Below are 19635 nucleotides of genomic sequence, written 5' to 3' on the forward strand. Positions count from 1 at the left end.
GTGATTTGGTTTATAGCATAAAAGTAACTTATGATTACTGCTTTTGCAATAGCCTTTAATAGTCTCAATCAAACTAAACCTCTTCACCTTTATCAATTACCCGGGCCAACCTCACCCGAAGTTGCTCGTGTAACCTGAAGTTTTTATAGGAGTAAATAGCACCCAAAACAATAACTGCCATCACCAAAACATTCCAATAAAAATATTGGTGCGATGGGTGATGTAACACCATCGGCAATAACGACATGGCGTACGAGGGCGTTAGTTTAAACGACACCAACCGCATCATAAGCGATACGGCTATAATATCTACCAATGCAGCCAACAGCAGGTTATTTAAAAAATACAGGCTCTGAATGCCGATATAAGCAGCCAGGCTCAGGCAAATTACCTGCTTATAAAACATCTTGAAGGTGTACTCCTCTTTATGCATTGATTCATAGCCCACCACCAAAACCGGCGGAATAGCGGCAATATACATCCAGCCATTTTGCGCGCAGATGAGCACCCAGGCCGATACAAAAATGATATATAGGATATTATCCTGCGGTCTTTGTCGCTTTGAAACCATTGGAGCCGGCAATGCTTGGCGCTTTGCATAGAGACTTATAGCCAGTATGAACGTCAGCGTCAGAATAGAGACTATAAAATACACCGATGTGGCATTGGTGATAACAGGCAGCAGACCGGTTGCCAACGCCGGGGCCAGACCGCTCTTAAACACCCGAAGCGTTAACAATACAAACATCACAGCCAATATGAGTTTTGCCGCAAGGTTAACATCCATCCTGTTAATCATGAAGCCACCTATGGCGGTTATAGAAGGCAAAAGGAAAATATGTAGCGGTTTAGCTAACCATGCCTGATGCTCATGGATCAGGCAGCCAACGGCAAGCGCTGCCATTTCCGGCAGTATAATTTCTTTATCGTTAAATATAAGGGATGCGCCAATCATCATAAATATCAGCGCGTATCCAAATGCGCTTTTAAGCGGCAATATCTTTTTCATTGTCGGAAAACTCTGATTGAATAGTACAATCAATAAACGTGGTAAAGTCAAAATAAAAGCCCCATAGCACTCGCTGCATGGGGCTTTAAAACCTAAACCTTATCACAAATCAATGAGTGCTTGGGGCACTCAGAAATTATTGTGTAAAATTAACACATTCACAGCAAACGGTATAATAAAAATTAAACCTAATAGGTTTAAGCACTCAAACAGAAGGCTTTTACCACTTCTTAAAGGGCAGGAATTTACCTTCCATAACCACTTTAACACGGTCGCCGGCAGGGTTTTCAACCTTGCTGATATCCATGGTAAAATCAATAGCGCTCATGATACCGTCGCCAAATTGCTCGTTGATGATAGCTTTCAGCGTTGTGCCATACACGAGCAGCAATTCATAAAAACGGTATTGGGTTGGATCCTTAGGCGGCATCTGGTCTAACGAACCCCTGTCCGGAATCTCCTGTAAAGAAGCTATAATTTCGGCATCAAGGTCAAGCAGTTCGCCAATCTTCTCGGCTTCGTGTTTTTCCATTACAGCCTGCCCGTGCAATGCAAGGGTTGTCCATACCAGGCTCCGACCAATGGCATCGGCCAATGCCTGGTATTTAACCTGTTTATTTTTGATCTGCCTGATGATGATTTCAGTGGCGATTACTCTGTTCATTTTGCTTTTCTTTTTTAGTCAAAATTAGCAGTTAGTAACCTGTAACTATGGTGCTTTTCAGGTAAGCAATGGTATTAATCAACGATTATGATAGTTTGACATAAAAGCAACATTATTCCAGCAACAGCGCATCCTCATCATCAGTAAGATTAAGCTGAATAGTATCGTTGCCTGCTATACCTTCAATGCTGCCGCGGATGTGGGCCGCGCTTAACAGTACCTTATCCAATTGCTTTTCGCGGGCTTTCCAGAGTTTCTCCATGGCATCACGCTCACGTTGAATAGACTGGCGCATACTCATATAGCCTTCACGAATAGCTTTCCATTGTTCCGAAAATTCACTGCTGGTAAGGTAATCATATAGCAAGTGCATTTTATCGCCTTTATTATCCTGCGATTTAGCAAGGTTCGAGAGCTTCATTACCCCATCCCTTAAAATGTACGACACGGCTTTCACCTCGTCAAAACTACAGATCCACACACCGTCACGTTCGCCAAAGCAATCCATTCCTTTAGGATAACATTGAGTTACAATAACGGCTACGTCAACGCCCATGCTGCGCATGTCTTTCTTCAGTTTCTCGATCCAATCCATCGAAAAAGCATTGGTACGCTTACTTTCGTAAATGATTTTGCCGCACTCCTGCCCAAATTGATTTCGTACCGTTTGCACGCAGTCGGCACCACGCACGCCCTTCCCTACCTCGCTAATGATATCAAACGGGAAATAATTACGCAGCGCTTCTTCCAGTATCAGTTCCTGAACCTCGCCTTGCAGCTGCATCGAGCCCTGTTCGGCTTTACGTTTCATTTCGTCGGCCAGTTTCTTTTGGTCTTCGAGTTGTTTCTCCAGTTCCTTAACCTTCAGCTGATATTCAGTATCTTTTATATTATGGCGTTCGGCTTCCTGCTTGCGGATCTGCTCGGTAAGTTCGTTCCGTTGCTCCTGCAGTTTACGTTGTACAGCCAGTTCCATCTCTTCTTCCTTCTGCTTCAACTGACTTTCGCGCTGTAAAAACTCCAGTTCCTTCTGTCGGGCTTGCTTTAGCTTTTCTTCAGTTTCAGTAGCTGAGTTTTTGAGTAAAAGCAATTGGTTCTCAAAATCCTCGCTTATGGTTTTGCGCAGGTTATCTTCAAGTGTTTGCTGCAACTGCTTTTTTTCGTTGTTAAGCCGTTGTTCAAAAGCAACCTGTTGCTGACGCTCCTTGTTTAAAAACTCCTCATCCTTTTTGCGGTATTCCTCCTCTTTTTGACGGGTATAATCCATCATTTTAACCCTGAGTTGTTTTTTATACTCTTCGGCCATTACCTCTTCTATCGGAAAACCGAAACCGCAACTTGGACACTTAACTTCTGTAGCCATATTATTATTTATGAGGAAAGTTTTTCCCGGAAACCAAAGATAGGGAATTTACGTTTAGCATATAAAAACAGTAATGCCGGGCTTTATTAACATTATTGTAACAAAATGAAACTATGATGATAACAATCTATTGCAATTGCCGTTTATATTGCCGAAGTTTATAACATGCAGATATTGAGAATAGGAAAGGTAATGTGGAGTCATGATTATGACCTGGGCACATTAGGGGTGGCTAACGACGGAGGCGCATTATTTGCATTTACCGCACCGCCACATCACCATACCGGCGAAATTATACTTACCCCTAAAAGTATTGTACTTGATGGCGATGGCTATGAGCATATCCCGCTCGACAGCCTGGAGCAGCTGTACTTAGGATTCGATGAGTTTTACAAACGCTCGATGGTGCGCAGCAACGGTTTATTCTGGCAACCACTGAGGTTGCGCTACAGGCTTAAAGAAGAATTAAAGACATTATATCTTATTGTTGACCATACCCTTTTTGGCGCAAAAAACCAGCTTTGGTTTAATATCCTGAAACAATTGGTATCCCGCAACGCTTAATTGAAGCTATTTTCTCCCGGGCGTCGAAAACAGCGTTCCCAAAACATTCAGTTAATCAACAGTTTAGCAATACAGGTTGTGAATATACCTCATTACAGGTATTTCATAAAAGTATGAATAATGGCATATTTGCAATGCTGAATTGCACTTAACACCTATTATCACTTTTTATGAAAAAACTCGGATTCCTGAGGCTATTCTCTTGTTTACCCCTCATCGCCATCATTATTCCGGATATTACCGAAACGTTTATTAACCCTGACTTTAAAATACCTTTTATTCATATCGTTTCCGGAGCGGCCCTTGTTGCCATCATCGGTATTTGTACATTGATAATCCGTCGTCAAAAAAAACAGGACCTGAAAGTTCAGTACCAGCGTTCCTAAAACCGGACGTCCCATACCTTAATAAAACAAAAAAACGGCGCGGGTTATCCGCGCCGTTCCTGTTAATATATTTTTCAGATTATTTGGCTTTGCCAAACTCACCGTTAGCTTTAATAGTTACCTCGTCGCTTACCATAGCGTTACCGAATTTTGAACCGAAGTTAAAGTCAGAACGTTTGATAGTACCGGTTAACTGGAAACCTGCGTCGTCAGCTTTACTCATTGGGTTTTGGATAGTACCACGGTACCATAAATCAAATGAAGCCGGTTTAGTTACACCGTGTAAAGTTAAGTTACCGGTAAGTTTGTAGTGCTTATCAGATGTTTTGGTGATAGCAGTGCTGGTGAAAGTAATGGTTGGGTAAGTAGCTACATCAAAAAAGTCAGGGCTGGTGATATGTTTATCGCGCTGATCGTTGTCAGTAGTTACTGAAGCTGTTTGTATGCTGATCTGAAATTTAGCATCGCTGAAATCCGGCTTAGCGGCGGTGATGGTTGCATCATAGTTTTTAAATATACCGTCAACGTCAGATACCATTAAGTGGGTTACAGTAAATTTAACGTTTGAATGCGCTTTGTCTACCGACCAGGTAGTTTGTGCTGATGCTGCTGTGTAAGTGAATGCTGCTGCTAACAGGATAAGAATCTTTTTCATTGTTTTAATCTTTAAATTTCTTTTTTGTTTTTGATTTATGGTTCAAAAGTATACAAATGATCGGGACTTCAAACAAAAAAGATGTTTAAACATCTTTTTATTAAAATCGGATGACAATATACTACCAATTTAGTAGAATATGCAAGCTTAATCAGCAATTTTTGAGGAGTTTTTGCCTTTAGGTCTTTAAGGTCTTTTGTTTGTTTCGGAGCATGGTCATGGCCTTATCAGCTCTTACTTTTCGGGTAGCTTCCTGCTTGGCCGAACCTACCCAGTCGCAATATCCTTGTTTGTATGATTTAGCCAGGTTCTCAAAAAACTCGTTGGCTTCTGCATCGCTGTCAAGCAGTACCTGTAATTCGGCAGGGGTACCTTCAATATGTTCGCCAGCTTTAAGCATGATCTTTGGTATCGGTTGATTTACGGCTAAAGATAACATTTACTGGGGCAATATATCGGGCTGAAGCACCATAATTACGGCAAGTAAAATTATTAACAGAAAAGAGATGGCTAAAAGCGTGTCAACAAGCAACCTTTGTTTTTTTGATTCCATATTACTATTAATTAAAAACAGTAAAAGCCGCAGGTTAGCTTATAATTGAATATGGTGAAAACGACGCTCCTTCTTTATTATTATAAGGCATTTAGATAAAAAAACATATGTAACTTAAATTTTATAAAACCTAAAACAAATACGGTTGTTATTTAGCTATAATTGAGATTTTACCAAAAATTAAAGTAATTATGCACGATAGCCCGGCGTAAAAGTCGGGCTATCTTTTTTGAGGTTACCTTAATGGCGATGAAATGGCTGCTCAAAAAACTCATCTACCTTTTTATTAAACTCATCGGCATGTTCAACCAGGGTGCCATGGCCTGAATTGGGCAGGATCCATAAATAGGAATTAGTAATATTTTCAGCTATTTGAACAGTGTGTGTAGTTACGATAAGGTCATGATCGCCCGCAATAATTAGCGAAGGGCATTTAATAGCTTTCAGGGCGGATAGCTTGATATTGGGTTCCTTATAGTCAAGCATAAAGATCTTCCTGTCGTTTTTTTCCTTAGCGGTTGTGAAATGGTAGTCCTTTTTAGCGGTATACTCCTTCTCCATATCTTTCCATAACGAAGGGATAAGCGCTGTAGAATCGGGCCATAGATTAGCACCTGTAGAAGCCAGCTTTATTACCTTTTCAGGATGCCTCATAGCCAATACCAACGCGTTGATGCCGCCATCGCTCCAGCCTATTACATAAGCCGAATCGATATGCATTACATCGAGTAAAGCGGCAAAATCATCGGCCATCATTTCAAAGGTAAGCGAGTCGCGCGGATCGGTTGATTTGCCATGTGCCCTGCTATCGACAGCTATCACCTTGTATTTTTTAGCAAAATAGGGTATATTTTTTTCAAAAGCGTTGATACTGCCACCATTGCCGTGTATCATTAACAAAGGTTTGCCTTTGCCATAAACCTCCGTATAAAGTTTTATCCCCCTAACGTCGTAATATTTACCGGCAGCAACGTTATCGCCATAAACAATGCCTTTTTGCTGACTGCAGGCCATAAACGCCTGGCATACCAATACTACTAACAATAGCTTTTTTAATATCATGATCGGCCCGATTTAAGTTCATTAAATATACAGTTATAATGTACAATTCGGCCACCGGTTGCAGTGTACTTTAATTATTTTTTAGATAATGCTGTAAATCAAACATGTATTATATTTGTGCACTTTAACAAAAGTACTTTTTAAACCATACGGTCAAAACAATATCATACCTGTAACTATTATAGAATGAAATGTTTATAAACCGTATACATATATTGTTCATGCCTGCAGCCTTTCCTAAGCAACTTTTAATAACTGCTCCCTTCTTTTTACTGATATTCCTGTTTGCAACGGGTAATTGTTTTGGCCAGCAAAATGCCGCCACATCAGCCAATCATTTTAAGTTTAAAACGGTAATTATTGATGCCGGACACGGGGGTAAAGATCCGGGGTCGCACGGCGCTTACTCAAAGGAGAAAAACGTTTCCTTAAGCATCGCCAAAAAGCTAAGAGATGCCATAAACGACGAAATGGGCGGTATTAAAGTGGTTATGACCCGCAGTACCGACGTTTTCATTGAGCTGCATAAACGTACCGATATTGCTAACGATAATAACGGCAACCTGTTTATTTCTATCCATTGCAACTCCTCGCCTCAGCGCAAAGGATCATCAAGGGGTACACTCTTACTTGTTTACGGTTTTCACCGTAGCCAGGAACAGCGCGAGGCTTTGCGCGAAAACGCTTCGATTTTTATTGAAAAGGATTATAAGGAAAAATACAATGGATATGGCGATAACGCAGCGGTGAACACCATAGTGCTAAACGCCTTTCAACAAAAATATCGTAAACAGAGTATCCAGTTTGGCGATTTAGTAGATAACCAATTCCGCAAAACCAACGGCAGGCATAGTTTGGGTGTAAAAGAGCAGGGAGTGTTAGTGTTAGCTCAAAGCGGTATGCCTGCAGTACTGGTTGAAACCGGCTTTATCAATAACCCGTCGGACGAAGAATACCTAAACTCGGCCAGCGGGCAAAATGAAATTGTACGCTCGATATTAACTGCCTTAAAGCAATATCGTAATAACCTGGAAGGAAACTGATCCTTGACAACTACAGTAACCGATAAATTTGACACCATCACCTATCTGGCCGATGGAACCGTACGCCAGCAGGAAGCCTACCAATTGCTTACAAACTACCGGTTTATAGAGTTACTCTCCGGGTTCTCTCCCCTATTAGCAGGTACAATTCCCCTTAACATTGATATTGAAAGCAGCGATCTTGACATTATTTGCTATTATAAAAGTAAAGATGATTTCAGGACATGTTTAATACAACACTTTTCGACATTTACGGGTTTTAGTTTGCAGGAACTGCTGATAAACCAGGAACAAGCCATATTGGCTTCATTTACAGCAGATGGTTGGCCAATTGAAATATTCGGACAAAACATCCCGGTAAAACAACAAATGGCTTATCGGCATATGATAGTAGAATATCAACTACTTCAGCAAAAAGGGAAATTATTCAGGAAACACGTAGTGGATCTGAAAAACCAAGGCTATAAAACCGAACCGGCATTTGCAAAGGCGCTTGGTTTAATTGGTGATCCTTATTCCGCTTTACTTAATCTGGAAATGTAAATATTCTAAGCAAGGCAATAAAAGTTTTGTCATTGCCCTGCCCTCATTTTATTTTGTACGGTGGATAATAAACCCGTTATGAACGGTTTCCATACCTACCTTAGGATAATACTCCATAGCCGTGGTAGCCGAAAGTAGCAAAAGCATGGTTTCATCCCCTATAGCCTCCTTGGTTAATTCGATAAGTTTTTTCCCAATGCCCTCTTTTTGATAATCTTTAGTAACCGCCAAATCTGATAAATAGCAGCTATAGCAAAAATCAGTTAGTGCGCGCGATATGCCTACCAGTTTATCGCCGTCCCATGCGCTTACTACCAGGTTTGAATTTTGGTACATCTTGGCAATTCGTTCTGCATCGTGGGTTGGGCGTTTCAGTCCGGCGGTATCATAAAGTTCTATCACTTGTTGGGCTGTTGGTATTGTTCCTGTTTTGTAATTTATTTCCATATTGCTGTTTATTTGTTTACCTGCTTATACATCAAATGTAAGCAGCAACTGCACTACACCAATACGCCAGAATTAATAAAGCAGGTAGTCCAGCCGAAATGAAATGGAAATAACTTTACAGGAATAATTAGTATAGCCTGATCACCATTTTTTGAAAATGACAAACACAGCCAGCACAATAAGTCCGAAACCAACCAGGTGGTTCCAGCCCAGTTTTTCGTTTTTGAAAAGCAAGGTGGTAAATATCATAAATACGGTAAGCGTAATAGCCTCCTGAATAGTTTTCAGCTCAACCAGTGTAAAAGGTCCGCCGTTTTCCTTAAAGCCACCCTCGTTGGCCGGCACCTGGAACAGGTATTCAAAAAAAGCCAGCCCCCAGCTTATTAGTATAATGGCTATCAAGCTCAGGTTTTTACCCCAATCGTACTCCTTAAACTTAAGGTGTCCGTACCAGGCAAATGTCATGAAGGTGTTGGATATAAACAGGAACGAAACAGTACGCAAGCCTTTCATTAATACAAAATGTTATGGTGCATAATATCAATAAATTGAGATACATAACACACCAGCTCCCGCTTTGTTACGCTGTCCGTTTAAAACTTGTATATTAAAACTTAAACACCACTTGGGCACCAAGCGAAAGCGAGTTCCAGTTTGTTGAGCCGGATGCATCGCCCAAAGTTAGTTTCTGAGAAAAGAAGTTATACTTAGATTCAATATTGATACCCAAGTTAGGCGTTAAAGGAAATGCTATCCCCACCTTTGGAGCATAATATAATGACTGCGACCATTTATCGTAAACAAAAGGATCGATACCATCAATTTCATAAGCTACCGCAAAATCGGTAAAATACACCCCTAAATTAGCGCCACCATAAACCCTGAAGTTATCTGCTATATCAATGTTATAAGCCGCTCCTGCATAAATGGAGATTACAGGCATATCGGCATAATAGGTATTGGCAGTTACTCCGCTTGCTTCATCTGTTTCAGAAATAAAATATTCGTGCGGCCTAAAATTGGTGTATCCACCGTTTAAGCTCACAGTTAACGGGCCCAAAAACCTGTAAACGCTGGCATTAAAATTAATGGCAGATTTAAAAGTAGAATTAAAACTACCTGTAGGTATCTCGGCCCCCGTACCCACTGCTATACCCCAACCATCGCTAAAGTTAACAGCACCACTCCCGCCGCCGCCATAAGTTAAAGCCCGGTTAGACCGATGCTGAGCAATGGCATTACTAAAGCACAAAAACAAAACAACTATTAATGATAGCTTAAAAAAGAAAACAGGATTTTTCATGAGCAGCAGGGAAAACCTTTGGGGAGATTTTGGATAATGGTGTTTAGGGGTCATTTACCCGTAAAAATAAGAAAATTAAGTTAATCAGAAACACTAAATTAATTTCATAACAATACAAAACCACAAAAAAGCCCGGCTTTGTAAACCGGGCAATGGCGCATTAAGGGGTACTAAACTATATATAGGTTTATAATGATCTGTTTGTATCAGCTTAAAGCCGACAAATTACTATTGCAACTGTGAATCAGTTGTATCCCTCAACTTTCGCAGGTAAGCTATGCCCAGTGTGCAGGCGATTATAAAAACCAGCAAAGAGCACTCAATGTAAATATGAAAAGGTGAAATGTTTTTAAAAGAGCCAACAATAAAAGTGGCGATATCAGGCAGCAACAAGCCAAACAATGGAAAGCCTGCAAACAACCTTAAAATTGCTAATTTTTCCATAAGAGATAGGTGTCAGTTAATACGTCTAATTTACAACTTTTGCGAATAATAAAAAATAAATATTTCCTTTTAGTAAACATTTATTTTCGATATGATTAAAAATATCTTCTTGCCGGTCTTGAATGGATCAGAGTTGATAGTACTCTTCTATTGAACGGCCAATTTCCTGCAAAGGAATTAAATGATCCCCAAAACGGTGCTCAATGATCTCCCAATAACCTTTTGTTAACCTGGTTATGGTGTAAAAAGCGGAGTAGTTTAACACACTAAAGGTAGTGTGATTAGCAACTGAGGGAATAATTTTATAAGTTCGCGTATTAACTTTTAGTTCAAAAGGTTCCATAGGCATTAGTTACACAAAACTATTGCGCAATATACAAGTTATGCAAGCCGGATACACCCCGTATTTTCACCCATTTTGCACTACGTATTTATACCTATTTAAAAGGGTTAAAAAGGCATTGCTTTTACCAGTTCAAGTACATTTTGTTTAATTGCCGGATCATTTTCGATGATATGCAGAAGCTCATCATCATTTGATACTGAAACAATTACAAAATTTTTATCCTGGTTCCAGAAGTTACCGCTTATAACCACTTTGCCATTGCTTTTAAGCTCATCATAATAACCTACCCTATCGGTTAAACATTGCTGGCTATTGGTGGCGTTGCTAATTTCTTCAAAAAACAGCATCACGTGATGCGGATCTTTATAGGCTGATGCATGTACCATAAAATTGTTTTTCTTATCGCAGATATTTAATTACTAAACCTATGAAGCCAAACAGGTAACCTCGGTAAGGATATTACCCGGAGCGTTAAAATAAAACCCGTAGCCGCCACGCAAAGAAGCCGGGGCCTGCGTCACATTAATCCCACCTGCAACCAGGCGATCGTAAACCTCGGTTACCTGTTCATGGCTATCAACTAAAAAACCGATATGAAAGGCATCGGGATAACTGTTGTTGCCATTACGGTTAAAGGTATCGGCCATAAGCACCAGGATAAACCCATCCTTACCTTCCAATATAGCCAGCATATTATTGCCCTTTACGCCGGTGCACTTAAATTGAAAGTATTGCTCAAAAAACAAGGAACTTGCCTGCACATCCGTTACCGGCAAATTGATGTGATTAAGCTTAATATTGGTAATGGACATAATTATGAGGGTTTTAATGCTTTTAATACCAGGCCAAGTGTTTGCTCCATCAGTTTATCATCAAGCGTAAAACTGCTGTTAACATAGCTATTACCCTGGTTGTGAAATTTGATGAGCTGATAAAGCGGCGCATAAGCAATTGCCCAGTACGCCTCAAAAGGTAATGGCACCAATTGTTGTTTTTCTTCGGCGTTACGCATAAACACGCCTAAAATTTGCCCGAAGCTGACGGTAAGCATGGCTGTTACCTTCTCATAAAAATGAGTGTAACGCATAATTTCGATAAACTCCATATCCAACGGGCATTCCATAAAATATTCAAGCCGGTTACGCCATTGCACCTTTAATCCCTCTGCAAAATCCATATCGGGCGAAAAATTCTGGAGGCTAAAAGCCATCATCTTTTCCGCTACACTAACACAAAGGCTGCTGATTAGCTCTTCCTTATCCTTATGATAGATATAAATAGTTGCCGGCGATACCCCAGCAGCCTTTGCAAGCTTATTGATACCAAAGCCATCAAGCCCTTCGGCAACTATCATTTCAATAGCTTTCTGACGTATCTGTCGCTCTTTATGTTCGTCGCGGGGTCTCATTTCAATACAAATATAAGTGAGCGTTCGCTTATTTAAAAATAAATATTTTAAACAAGCGTTAACAATCATGCTTTCCTGAGTGGAGATTATCTACGCGATAAGTTTAAAGTAAGATATAATTAAAACCAACAGCAGCAACCACACTATATAAGCCAAACGCCTTTTGGGCCCTGCTTACCCCTTCCTTATTTTTGAGCACATTGAAAAAAGCCGCTACATACAATACCACCGAGAAAGCGGCACAAATACTGACCACTACTTTATTATCTGTAAGGTATACACCTATGAGTGGAATTAAAATAACAATGGAAACCCACCGGCCATATTTTTCTTTAAACGTGGGTTGAGTATTAATAGTTATCGGCATTATATCGTCTAATAATAACTCTAACTGCTCCCGGTCGTCTACCAGTTTAGATATAATTATTATATCGGCCGGGGCATTACTTTTACCCTTGATCGTAAAAGCGCCGTTAGTACTTTTTATAATAGCTGTTATATCAGCAAGAGGAATTGATCTTGGCAATAAATTTTTTCGCTCACTGGTGATTGCTAAGTCGTCGATAGTAATAATATAGCTGTCATATGCTACTTTCAGCTTTTTTAATATCCGGTAAACAAGAAACATGTAAACCAGCGTTAAAAAAACAAGGAAACCAATCCAGGTTGTATCGGCTCCATTACGAGGCTCGTAAGTATAATAACCTAAGCCCATTATAACAATAACAATGGTTGCTATCGACCAAATTAATGTGTTTTTCTTCGACTCTTCATACCCTGCCTGACCAATCTTAAATTTTTGAGCTTCCATCATTATTTGCAATAAGGTTTTTGTACGCCTAAATTACTTAAATCCTACAACTTAACCGTGTAACCTCAATAAAAGCCATCTCCCTTAAAAACAATAATCTAAATCACCTGTTCTTACTCTGATTAACTAATAATTACCAACAATGGATACCATCTTTACAAAACGACGATGAAGCAACTTAAATAAGCGATTTCGAGTTTCGAAACAATAATTAATTATTTTTACTTAAACTATAAAGAAATAATCATTACCTTAGCATTGTCATACTAAATGTTAATAATTATGGAAAAATTAATAATATTAAGAATGTTCTTCTGCTTCCCGCTTGTGGGTTTATTGCTTCCGGATGCCGGCATTTTATTATCAAATTTCCCGGGCAAAATTCCGGTAGCTCATATGGTGATTGAAGTAACATTATTACTTTGCATTTCACTTTGCACCGCGGCTATTGCATACGGAAAAAAACGTAATCAAGCTCCAGCTAACGAAGCTTCTTTTTCCTGAACAGTCTATACAAAAAATAAAAGTATTTAGGTTGGGCTTTTAAAGCCTGCTTTAAAATTGGGGTTTTTATGCCCCAATTTTACTTTAAAGCCCCACAATATTACCCTTAATTTCTTATTAGTTATACAGTATTTCATGATGGTATAGGTTTTGCCATGTTCAATAATAGTTTTTTTATTGATATTTGGTAAACCGCTATCGCGTTCATGAAAAAAATTCTATTTCTACTTTTTCTGCCACTATACTCACTCGCCCAAACTACGGGCTCATACATCCAGGAAGGCAACTCAAAAGCCAACGCCAAAGATTATAAGGGGGCCATCCAGGATTTTACGCGCGCCATAGAACTTAACAATCAAAACGCTGAAGTTTTTTACTACAGGGCAAATGCTTATGGTAATATCAAAGATTACAAGGCGGCTATCAATGACTATACCCAGGCCCTTGCGCTAAAGCCCGAACTAACTAACGCCTACCTATACAAGGCTAACGCAGAAGCAGCCGTACAGGATTACCAGGCAGCTATCGCCGATTTTGATAAGGCCATAGCACGGGGGCCAAAAACAGCAGACATGTTCCATTACAGGGGCAATGCCAAAAGTAATATGGGCGATAATGTAGGCGCTATTGCTGATTTTACAACCGCGCTTCAATTTACGCCTAACGATGCCGAACTGTACAAATACAGGGGACTTGCCAAAAACAATAACAACGATTTTACCGGTGCTATTACAGATTATAGCCTGGCCATAAAACTTAGCCCCAACAGCGCCGAGGTATATCAATACCGGGCAGGCAGCAAAGCCAGCCTAAATGACTATAATGGCGCTATTGAAGATTATACCAAAACGCTCGCACTTAACCCTAATAATGCCGAAGCTTATTTTTACAGGGCGAATACCCGGGCTAAATTAAATGACAATAAAGGTGCTATTGAAGATTATAAGAAAGCCGCGGCCATAAACCCTAACCTTAAAAATCTTTTGCTTTATATGGCCAATGCGCAAAGCAATACGGGAGATACCAATACCGCGCTTGAATACTTCAATAAAGCTATCGCGCAATCGCCTCAAAATGCCAACCTGTATATGTCGCGCGGAGTTATCAAAAGTGGCAAGAAAGACAACCAGGGTGCTTTAGACGATTTTAATAAAACTATTGAACTCGACCCCAAAAACGGCGAGGCCTATCAAAGCCGTTCATTTGCAAAACTGGCATTAGGAGATAATGAAGGTGCAAAAGATGATGCCCAATCGGCAATTGATATTAATCCCAATAGCATTAGCGCATACATAAGCTTAAGTAAAGCTAAAATGGCCATGAAGGATACCGTTGGGGTTATTGCCGATTTAACCAAAGCAATAAGCCTCAATAGCAAAAGCGACGAGGCTTACCTCGCGCGCGGCGATGCCTATCGCGATTTGGGTGTTCCCGTGGCGGCTATTAATGATTACACTAAGGCCATTGCCATAAACCCTGTTTATACTTATGCCTTTTTAAACCGTGCTATTGAAAAAAACAAATTAAGCGATTATCCGGGAGCGGTAAAAGATCTTGAAAAACTGATCAGCATTTCGCCTCAGCAGCAAAATGCCTACGCGCGATTGGGCAAAATCAATAATTTTTATAAGTATACCAGTAACGGCGTTCAGCTGTTTACTGCGGCAATAGCCCTCAACCCTGCAAACGTTGATTTCTATCTTTACCGTGGTGAGGCAAAAGCGGCCACCGGTGACACCAAAGGGGCTATGGCCGATTATAACGCAGGCGTACTCAAAGCCCCTAAAAATATTACCTTGCTATTAAAACGAGCCTTAGCCAAAGTCGACGCCGAAGATAACAACGGCGCAATTGCCGACCTGAGCAATGCTCTCAAAATCGATTCTTTGTCCGACTCTACCGCATTGGTATGGCAGGCACGGGGTTTTGTAAAAGCCAAACTCAAAAATTACAAAGGAGCCCTTGCTGATCTTGATCGTGCTGTATCCATTTACTCTAACGATGAAACTTTCTTAATCAGAGGTGATGTTAAAATGGCTATTAAAGATTATGCCGGCGCGGCAGATGATTTTCATAACGCGGCCTACATGAACGATACCAGCATAAAAGCGTATTCCCGAGGTGCAATTGCTAAAAGTTACCTTGGCGATGCCCAGGGCGTAAAAGATGATTTTGCCGCCGCGTTTAAAATAGCGCCAAACAATTCGGATTTATATATTGACAGGGCAATTGCCAAAATAAATTTAAAAGACCCCAACGGGGCTGTTTTGGATTGCAACACTGCTATAAGCCTCGATCCGAAAAACAGCAGGGCTTATTTACAAAGAGGCCTTGCCAAATTAGCGCTCAGCGATAAAACAGAGGGCTGCGCCGACATGAACAAAGCGTTAAGCATGGGCTCGAAGGAAGCACCGGATTTAATATCAAAATATTGCAAATAAGTATAACTTTTTATTTACAATATTCGTAAAATAAGTAACTATTAACTGATCTATAAGTAACAACCAAGCCCCGAAAGGGGCTTTTACATTTAAACGGATTTTAATGCGGTTATACCGCTTTCTTATCCTCTATATGCAATTGCTCGCGCAGTTCCTTTAATTCCATTTCGTAGGCACGCATACGGGCCTGCAAAATATCAACCTCGGTACGCATCATCTGTATTTCGGTAATTAGTTTAGCCGATTCGGGCTTATTGATCATTTTTTCGCCGGTGCCGAGGATCAACCATTCGGGCGAATATTTAAGTTGAAAACAAAGCTTCCGGATTAGATAATAGCTGATATCCTGCTTTTTATTGATCACCTTACTAATAAAACCCTGGTCAACACCAATAGCTCCGGCAAGTCCCAGCTGACCGCCGTGCTCTTTCACAACAACCTTTAACCGTTTTATAATCGCTTCGTCAGACATAAGTGACTGCAATAATAATCATTTTGTTTATCCATGCAACATATAATTACTTTATTGACAAGTATCAGAAAATAAAAAAGGTCAAATGCCCCAACAGCAAATGACCTTAAAGTAAAACTAACCAACAAAAACTATATATGACAATAAAAATAAGCTTAGGTTAAAGCAGCGAGCAGTTATAACGTCCTGATATTAAAGGTTCATTATACATTTTAATACGAAGCCGATAAAATAAAGTTGCGTAATATTTAAAACTTTTTCGAATATTTTTTTGCCTAAAAATTACGTTACGCATAAATTTTAAAATATGCTTAAAAAGCCGAACTTTACGTTTACAATCTCTTAACAAAAGGGACACTTAAAATTGAAATTATTATGAAACCGGGCGATAAGGTAATTTGTATAAATGACAAAATAGACCCTGAAAAGATGGCCGAAATACGTCAGGACTTCGAGATATGGATCACCAAAGACAAGGAATACACCATACGCGAAATACTTGATAACAATGGCATAGTAACCGGCTTACTATTGGAAGAGGTACACAACTTCCCAAAATTCTTCAAACTGATAAACCGTTTCCAGGAACCGGCTTTTGCACAATGGCGTTTCAGGAAATTAAATTATGCTACTCAGCAGGCACAAGAAGAAGTTAACGAAGAACTTTTACTTGTTGAGCCAAATGAAAAAGAACAGCAGTAGGTAAAAGCAAAGTAACAGTACTACCTGCGCCCGGCGTTGCCCTTGGCGCAATACCTGCATTGTTAAAATAAGTTAAACATTTGGCGTAACCCGTTCATAAACCGATATTTATATAGTGAAACCGCCGTATATAAATATCCGTTTATGAAAAAGCTACCTGCGCTGTTTTCATTATTAGCATCAATTGGTTTGTGGTATGCCTGTGTCCAACATCCTCAAAACAAAAAAATGACTCTTCGATCTGATTTAAAAGTCAGCAATCATGGTGTTAACATCGCTTATACAGATACCGGCAAAGGTGATACTACGTTACTTTTTGTGCATGGCTGGTGCATTAATAAAAGCTATTTTGACAACCAGGTAAAGTACTTCGGCAGAAAATACAGGGTGGTTACCATGGATCTGGGAGGCTACGGCCAATCGGGTAAAAACCGCAACTCGTGGACAACAAATGATTTTGCAGGCGATGTAACCGCTGTAATAAATACGCTTAAGTTAAAAAACGTTATACTTATTGGCCACTCCATGGCGGGCGAAATTATTGTACAAGCCAAGCTCAATGCCCCACGCCAAGTTATAGGCCTGGTTGGTATTGATAACTTTAAAGGCTTTGACGGAAAACCTGAAAGCGCGAAAGCAAAAGCTGATTATGCAAAAGCAATAGCCGAATTGAAAAAGCATTTTAAGGCGGTTACTACAGCATATTTTAACCAGGACCTTTTTTATAAAACAACAGACACTGCCATCAGGAAACGAATACTCAAAGATGTGGCTAATGCGGATAGCGCCATAGCCATAGCAAGTATGGAAGATAATGGCTTTAATACCGTAGCCAAACTTAAGGCCACCAAAATAAAACTCCATCTCATTAACAGCGACTATACGCCCAATGATACCATAGGGTTTATTAAGGCCGGTATCCCCTATCAACTCTTACAGATACATGCCACCGGGCACTTCCCTATGGTTGAAAAACCGGTTGAATTTAACAGGCTTCTACAACAGGCTATTAATCAGATTTAACTAATTCACACACCGTTAAATAGTATTTAAAGCATATTTTATCACCTTGTTTATTATGAAATAAATGCCAATAAGCATAATTAAAATCTGATTCAATAGGCGTAATCACTTGCAGCACCTGCTTCTACAAGCTGAGTAAGCAGTGCTTTTAAAATAGCCTCGCGCGTCCATTGCTGTTCTGGTATTGATGCATCATCCCTGTACCACTGCACAGGTGTATTAATTTCTATGCGGGTTTTATAAGCAAAGTTCTTAGTCGGGTGCAACCTGGTACCTTCATAACTATTCAGGTTTTCAGTCTTAATTATGCGGGCCATATCGCGCACGCGGATATCTACCTGCAGGCATTCATCAATCGAATTTTTGAAATCTTGTTTATCCTCCAGCCATAAAGTAAGTACTTCATCTGTCAAGTCATGATCGGCTATGGTGATCCTGCTATAGTCATAATCAACTGAAATAATAAGCCACCAAAGCTGGCTTCTAAGTTTTTGAGAAATTTTTATCATGGTAATTAGTATATTATTTTAATTCAATAAGGTTTATGGCGTGTTATTACCGCGTAAATGAAGGCAGCCATCCGGGCATATATTTTTGAATAGCGGCAATTTCGTTCTGGTACTTTTCACATGCCATCCTGTACCCTTCTATGCGTTGCAATGCCTCCTGCTCATTTACTACCTCAGTTTTATATTCGTCGATACTGCCTTGCGCTGTTTGCCTGAGCGCCGAAAATGCTATATACATGGTTCCGTTATTATTGATTATTATCTATATTTTTCTTGATTTTAAAATACAGAATACCATAGTTCAACAAAAGAATACTCTTGATAAACAAAGTTCTATATTTTGATTTGTGAATAATTTGACTTACATTAGCAATTATCAACGGAACAAATATACAGAATAATCTTTATCAAAATCAAGAATAATCTTTAATTATTTTTAACCATGGAAGACGGATCAAAACCCAACAAAATAAAGATTGTACGTCCAGAAACATTGGAGTTCATCATCCTTTACAATCAGCTTAAAGGAAAGGCATTTAACGGCAATGCACAGTTAGCCGAAACCCTGGGCTTTAACTCTCCAAGCTCAATCACAGAGATAATAAAGAGCAGACAAAACATAGATCCAGAAAAACTCCGTATTTTTAAAGAAAAATACATAGAATACATATCTAGAGAAAAAAACCAGAATTATTCTGAATCAAAACCTGTATCCAAACACAGCGAAGGCATACCGATGTATGAAATTTCTGCTACCGCTTCCGGCGTGGAAGTATATAATGATATTAATGATTCCCAGCCCGTTGGCCATATGAATTTCCCGGGTATCGAGGATTGCGATTTCGCGCTGCCGGTTTGGGGGCATAGCATGTATCCATATCTTGAAAACGGATGCTGGGTGGCGCTAAAAATAATCCATGATAAAAAGATCCTGCCAGGAGAGGTATATTATATTGAATGGGGAGACTATCGTATGTACAAACGCCTGCTTGCCGGCGACAGCCCCGACGAGGTAATTGCCCACTCAGATAATACAACCGAAATGGTAGGCAACCGGTTAAAATACGCGCCGTTCATTATAAAAGTAGCCGATATCAAAAAGCTTTGCCTCGTTAAAGATATCCACAAAAAGCACAACCACTAATACTCATAACAGCTGCATTTTGTTATTACAGCAATAAAATGCAGCTGTCATTATTCCGCCATTAATATTAAAAACATCATATAACTAACAACATTCTTACGCGCATACGGTTAATGTAGTACATATTAATTTATCTACGCCCTGCTTATTATTCCGCAGCACTTTTAAACGTTTGAAGATGCCGCGAATCAAAATTATAGTATTAAGCAAGGCTAAATTTTTAAGCGATGCAAAGTGAG

General features: G+C 39.8%; 27 protein-coding genes. 9 read left to right on the top strand and 18 right to left on the bottom strand.

Annotated elements, in window-relative coordinates; all coding sequences use genetic code 11:
* Nucleotides 1–73: 73 nt before the first annotated feature.
* From EAH55_RS18135 to EAH55_RS18145, 3 genes are all read right to left on the bottom strand, one after another.
* On the bottom strand, nt 74–1009 hold the full coding sequence (locus EAH55_RS18135) for a hypothetical protein (protein WP_121810859.1): 936 nt from the start codon (nt 1007–1009) through the stop codon (nt 74–76).
* Nucleotides 1010–1229: 220 nt separating this feature from the next.
* Nucleotides 1230–1673 carry a cyanase gene (cynS, locus tag EAH55_RS18140; RefSeq protein ID WP_112576013.1) on the bottom strand — a complete coding sequence of 148 codons (444 nt, stop codon included), beginning with the start codon at nt 1671–1673 and terminating at the stop codon, nt 1230–1232.
* Between the two features lie 112 nt (nt 1674–1785).
* Entirely contained in the window at nt 1786–3036 is a 1251-nt protein-coding gene (locus EAH55_RS18145) for a DUF2130 domain-containing protein (protein ID WP_162996933.1), read from the bottom strand.
* Nucleotides 3037–3201: 165 nt separating this feature from the next.
* Here EAH55_RS18145 and EAH55_RS18150 point away from each other — a divergent pair, with 165 nt between their 5' ends.
* Both EAH55_RS18150 and EAH55_RS30995 read left to right on the top strand, forming a co-directional pair.
* Nucleotides 3202–3600, top strand: a complete 399-nt coding sequence (locus tag EAH55_RS18150; protein WP_162996934.1) for a hypothetical protein — start codon at nt 3202–3204, stop codon at nt 3598–3600.
* A 170-nt stretch (nt 3601–3770) separates the two neighbouring features.
* Nucleotides 3771–3986 carry a hypothetical protein gene (locus tag EAH55_RS30995; protein WP_114940421.1) on the top strand — a complete coding sequence of 72 codons (216 nt, stop codon included), beginning with the start codon at nt 3771–3773 and terminating at the stop codon, nt 3984–3986.
* Between the two features lie 79 nt (nt 3987–4065).
* Here EAH55_RS30995 and EAH55_RS18160 read toward each other — a convergent pair whose 3' ends face one another.
* The 3 genes from EAH55_RS18160 to EAH55_RS18170 form a co-directional block, all read right to left on the bottom strand.
* A complete protein-coding gene (locus EAH55_RS18160) occupies nt 4066–4641 on the bottom strand; it encodes a YceI family protein (protein ID WP_121810862.1) in 576 nt (191 codons plus the stop codon).
* Nucleotides 4642–4819: 178 nt separating this feature from the next.
* Nucleotides 4820–5041, bottom strand: a complete 222-nt coding sequence (locus EAH55_RS18165; RefSeq protein WP_162996935.1) for a YdeI/OmpD-associated family protein — start codon at nt 5039–5041, stop codon at nt 4820–4822.
* Nucleotides 5042–5434: 393 nt separating this feature from the next.
* A complete protein-coding gene (locus EAH55_RS18170) occupies nt 5435–6256 on the bottom strand; it encodes an alpha/beta fold hydrolase (RefSeq protein WP_121810864.1) in 822 nt (273 codons plus the stop codon).
* A 221-nt stretch (nt 6257–6477) separates the two neighbouring features.
* Between EAH55_RS18170 and EAH55_RS18175 the strand changes: the two genes are divergently transcribed.
* Nucleotides 6478–7299 carry an N-acetylmuramoyl-L-alanine amidase family protein gene (locus EAH55_RS18175; RefSeq protein WP_121810938.1) on the top strand — a complete coding sequence of 274 codons (822 nt, stop codon included), beginning with the start codon at nt 6478–6480 and terminating at the stop codon, nt 7297–7299.
* A 3-nt stretch (nt 7300–7302) separates the two neighbouring features.
* The gene (locus EAH55_RS18180) at nt 7303–7842 is read left to right on the top strand and encodes a DUF4269 domain-containing protein (RefSeq protein ID WP_121810865.1); all 540 of its coding nucleotides are present in this window, start codon (nt 7303–7305) and stop codon (nt 7840–7842) included.
* Nucleotides 7843–7890: 48 nt separating this feature from the next.
* Here the strand turns inward: EAH55_RS18180 and EAH55_RS18185 are convergent, their stop codons facing one another.
* The 9 genes from EAH55_RS18185 to EAH55_RS18225 all read right to left on the bottom strand — a co-directional run bounded on the left by EAH55_RS18185 (nt 7891) and on the right by EAH55_RS18225 (nt 12604).
* Nucleotides 7891–8289 carry a GNAT family N-acetyltransferase gene (locus EAH55_RS18185; protein ID WP_121810866.1) on the bottom strand — a complete coding sequence of 133 codons (399 nt, stop codon included), beginning with the start codon at nt 8287–8289 and terminating at the stop codon, nt 7891–7893.
* A 141-nt stretch (nt 8290–8430) separates the two neighbouring features.
* A complete protein-coding gene (locus tag EAH55_RS18190) occupies nt 8431–8802 on the bottom strand; it encodes a DMT family protein (RefSeq protein WP_114940428.1) in 372 nt (123 codons plus the stop codon).
* A 94-nt stretch (nt 8803–8896) separates the two neighbouring features.
* Nucleotides 8897–9592 (bottom strand): outer membrane protein, encoded by a 696-nt coding sequence (locus EAH55_RS18195; protein ID WP_162996936.1) that lies wholly within the window; start codon nt 9590–9592, stop codon nt 8897–8899.
* 228 nt (nt 9593–9820) lie between these two features.
* Nucleotides 9821–10036, bottom strand: a complete 216-nt coding sequence (locus EAH55_RS18200) for a hypothetical protein (protein ID WP_112576003.1) — start codon at nt 10034–10036, stop codon at nt 9821–9823.
* Between the two features lie 127 nt (nt 10037–10163).
* The gene (locus EAH55_RS18205; RefSeq protein ID WP_114940430.1) at nt 10164–10379 is read right to left on the bottom strand and encodes a hypothetical protein; all 216 of its coding nucleotides are present in this window, start codon (nt 10377–10379) and stop codon (nt 10164–10166) included.
* Nucleotides 10380–10486: 107 nt separating this feature from the next.
* The gene (locus EAH55_RS18210; RefSeq protein ID WP_121810868.1) at nt 10487–10768 is read right to left on the bottom strand and encodes a YciI family protein; all 282 of its coding nucleotides are present in this window, start codon (nt 10766–10768) and stop codon (nt 10487–10489) included.
* Between the two features lie 39 nt (nt 10769–10807).
* Nucleotides 10808–11194, bottom strand: coding sequence for a VOC family protein (locus tag EAH55_RS18215; RefSeq protein ID WP_244228240.1), 387 nt, complete (start codon nt 11192–11194; stop codon nt 10808–10810).
* Nucleotides 11195–11196: 2 nt separating this feature from the next.
* Nucleotides 11197–11790: a TetR/AcrR family transcriptional regulator gene (locus tag EAH55_RS18220; RefSeq protein ID WP_121810869.1), complete on the bottom strand. Its 594-nt coding sequence runs from the start codon at nt 11788–11790 to the stop codon at nt 11197–11199.
* A gap of 103 nt (nt 11791–11893) precedes the next feature.
* On the bottom strand, nt 11894–12604 hold the full coding sequence (locus tag EAH55_RS18225; protein ID WP_121810870.1) for a hypothetical protein: 711 nt from the start codon (nt 12602–12604) through the stop codon (nt 11894–11896).
* 279 nt (nt 12605–12883) lie between these two features.
* Between EAH55_RS18225 and EAH55_RS18230 the strand changes: the two genes are divergently transcribed.
* Both EAH55_RS18230 and EAH55_RS18235 read left to right on the top strand, forming a co-directional pair.
* A complete protein-coding gene (locus tag EAH55_RS18230) occupies nt 12884–13105 on the top strand; it encodes a hypothetical protein (protein ID WP_162996937.1) in 222 nt (73 codons plus the stop codon).
* Between the two features lie 206 nt (nt 13106–13311).
* Nucleotides 13312–15546, top strand: a complete 2235-nt coding sequence (locus EAH55_RS18235) for a tetratricopeptide repeat protein (protein ID WP_121810872.1) — start codon at nt 13312–13314, stop codon at nt 15544–15546.
* Between the two features lie 109 nt (nt 15547–15655).
* On the opposite strand, the gene EAH55_RS18240 is transcribed toward EAH55_RS18235, so the two are convergent.
* Nucleotides 15656–16018 carry a helix-turn-helix domain-containing protein gene (locus tag EAH55_RS18240; protein ID WP_112575996.1) on the bottom strand — a complete coding sequence of 121 codons (363 nt, stop codon included), beginning with the start codon at nt 16016–16018 and terminating at the stop codon, nt 15656–15658.
* Nucleotides 16019–16393: 375 nt separating this feature from the next.
* On the opposite strand from EAH55_RS18240, the gene EAH55_RS18245 reads away from it, so the two are divergent.
* Both EAH55_RS18245 and EAH55_RS18250 read left to right on the top strand, forming a co-directional pair.
* Nucleotides 16394–16720, top strand: a complete 327-nt coding sequence (locus EAH55_RS18245; RefSeq protein ID WP_121810873.1) for a hypothetical protein — start codon at nt 16394–16396, stop codon at nt 16718–16720.
* A gap of 144 nt (nt 16721–16864) precedes the next feature.
* Nucleotides 16865–17743 carry an alpha/beta fold hydrolase gene (locus tag EAH55_RS18250; RefSeq protein WP_121810874.1) on the top strand — a complete coding sequence of 293 codons (879 nt, stop codon included), beginning with the start codon at nt 16865–16867 and terminating at the stop codon, nt 17741–17743.
* A gap of 92 nt (nt 17744–17835) precedes the next feature.
* Here the strand turns inward: EAH55_RS18250 and EAH55_RS18255 are convergent, their stop codons facing one another.
* Nucleotides 17836–18252, bottom strand: coding sequence for a hypothetical protein (locus tag EAH55_RS18255; protein ID WP_121810875.1), 417 nt, complete (start codon nt 18250–18252; stop codon nt 17836–17838).
* A 46-nt stretch (nt 18253–18298) separates the two neighbouring features.
* On the bottom strand, nt 18299–18490 hold the full coding sequence (locus tag EAH55_RS18260; RefSeq protein ID WP_121810876.1) for a hypothetical protein: 192 nt from the start codon (nt 18488–18490) through the stop codon (nt 18299–18301).
* A 204-nt stretch (nt 18491–18694) separates the two neighbouring features.
* Between EAH55_RS18260 and EAH55_RS18265 the strand changes: the two genes are divergently transcribed.
* Nucleotides 18695–19396 (top strand): S24 family peptidase, encoded by a 702-nt coding sequence (locus EAH55_RS18265; RefSeq protein ID WP_121810877.1) that lies wholly within the window; start codon nt 18695–18697, stop codon nt 19394–19396.
* Nucleotides 19397–19635: the final 239 nt, after the last annotated feature.

The sequence above is a fragment of the Mucilaginibacter kameinonensis genome, from assembly GCF_003675385.1.
Taxonomy (GTDB): domain Bacteria; phylum Bacteroidota; class Bacteroidia; order Sphingobacteriales; family Sphingobacteriaceae; genus Mucilaginibacter; species Mucilaginibacter kameinonensis.

What these genes read in the sequence shown, in the direction of transcription:
- EAH55_RS18190 (WP_114940428.1), bottom strand. Translation starts at nt 8,802, where the DNA reads ATGAAAGGCTTGCGTACTGTTTCGTTCCTGTTTATATCCAACACCTTC.
- EAH55_RS18210 (WP_121810868.1), bottom strand. Translation starts at nt 10,768, where the DNA reads ATGGTACATGCATCAGCCTATAAAGATCCGCATCACGTGATGCTGTTT.
- EAH55_RS18185 (WP_121810866.1), bottom strand. Translation starts at nt 8,289, where the DNA reads ATGGAAATAAATTACAAAACAGGAACAATACCAACAGCCCAACAAGTG.
- EAH55_RS18195 (WP_162996936.1), bottom strand. Translation starts at nt 9,592, where the DNA reads ATGAAAAATCCTGTTTTCTTTTTTAAGCTATCATTAATAGTTGTTTTG.
- EAH55_RS18165 (WP_162996935.1), bottom strand. Translation starts at nt 5,041, where the DNA reads ATGCTTAAAGCTGGCGAACATATTGAAGGTACCCCTGCCGAATTACAG.
- EAH55_RS18250 (WP_121810874.1), top strand. Translation starts at nt 16,865, where the DNA reads ATGAAAAAGCTACCTGCGCTGTTTTCATTATTAGCATCAATTGGTTTG.
- EAH55_RS18160 (WP_121810862.1), bottom strand. Translation starts at nt 4,641, where the DNA reads ATGAAAAAGATTCTTATCCTGTTAGCAGCAGCATTCACTTACACAGCA.
- EAH55_RS18150 (WP_162996934.1), top strand. Translation starts at nt 3,202, where the DNA reads ATGCAGATATTGAGAATAGGAAAGGTAATGTGGAGTCATGATTATGAC.
- EAH55_RS18135 (WP_121810859.1), bottom strand. Translation starts at nt 1,009, where the DNA reads ATGAAAAAGATATTGCCGCTTAAAAGCGCATTTGGATACGCGCTGATA.
- EAH55_RS18145 (WP_162996933.1), bottom strand. Translation starts at nt 3,036, where the DNA reads ATGGCTACAGAAGTTAAGTGTCCAAGTTGCGGTTTCGGTTTTCCGATA.
- EAH55_RS18255 (WP_121810875.1), bottom strand. Translation starts at nt 18,252, where the DNA reads ATGATAAAAATTTCTCAAAAACTTAGAAGCCAGCTTTGGTGGCTTATT.
- EAH55_RS18170 (WP_121810864.1), bottom strand. Translation starts at nt 6,256, where the DNA reads ATGATATTAAAAAAGCTATTGTTAGTAGTATTGGTATGCCAGGCGTTT.
- EAH55_RS18220 (WP_121810869.1), bottom strand. Translation starts at nt 11,790, where the DNA reads ATGAGACCCCGCGACGAACATAAAGAGCGACAGATACGTCAGAAAGCT.
- EAH55_RS18215 (WP_244228240.1), bottom strand. Translation starts at nt 11,194, where the DNA reads ATGTCCATTACCAATATTAAGCTTAATCACATCAATTTGCCGGTAACG.
- EAH55_RS18230 (WP_162996937.1), top strand. Translation starts at nt 12,884, where the DNA reads ATGGAAAAATTAATAATATTAAGAATGTTCTTCTGCTTCCCGCTTGTG.
- EAH55_RS18260 (WP_121810876.1), bottom strand. Translation starts at nt 18,490, where the DNA reads ATGTATATAGCATTTTCGGCGCTCAGGCAAACAGCGCAAGGCAGTATC.
- EAH55_RS18200 (WP_112576003.1), bottom strand. Translation starts at nt 10,036, where the DNA reads ATGGAAAAATTAGCAATTTTAAGGTTGTTTGCAGGCTTTCCATTGTTT.
- EAH55_RS18265 (WP_121810877.1), top strand. Translation starts at nt 18,695, where the DNA reads ATGGAAGACGGATCAAAACCCAACAAAATAAAGATTGTACGTCCAGAA.
- EAH55_RS18175 (WP_121810938.1), top strand. Translation starts at nt 6,478, where the DNA reads ATGCCTGCAGCCTTTCCTAAGCAACTTTTAATAACTGCTCCCTTCTTT.
- EAH55_RS18205 (WP_114940430.1), bottom strand. Translation starts at nt 10,379, where the DNA reads ATGGAACCTTTTGAACTAAAAGTTAATACGCGAACTTATAAAATTATT.
- EAH55_RS30995 (WP_114940421.1), top strand. Translation starts at nt 3,771, where the DNA reads ATGAAAAAACTCGGATTCCTGAGGCTATTCTCTTGTTTACCCCTCATC.
- cynS (WP_112576013.1), bottom strand. Translation starts at nt 1,673, where the DNA reads ATGAACAGAGTAATCGCCACTGAAATCATCATCAGGCAGATCAAAAAT.
- EAH55_RS18225 (WP_121810870.1), bottom strand. Translation starts at nt 12,604, where the DNA reads ATGATGGAAGCTCAAAAATTTAAGATTGGTCAGGCAGGGTATGAAGAG.
- EAH55_RS18245 (WP_121810873.1), top strand. Translation starts at nt 16,394, where the DNA reads ATGAAACCGGGCGATAAGGTAATTTGTATAAATGACAAAATAGACCCT.
- EAH55_RS18240 (WP_112575996.1), bottom strand. Translation starts at nt 16,018, where the DNA reads ATGTCTGACGAAGCGATTATAAAACGGTTAAAGGTTGTTGTGAAAGAG.
- EAH55_RS18235 (WP_121810872.1), top strand. Translation starts at nt 13,312, where the DNA reads ATGAAAAAAATTCTATTTCTACTTTTTCTGCCACTATACTCACTCGCC.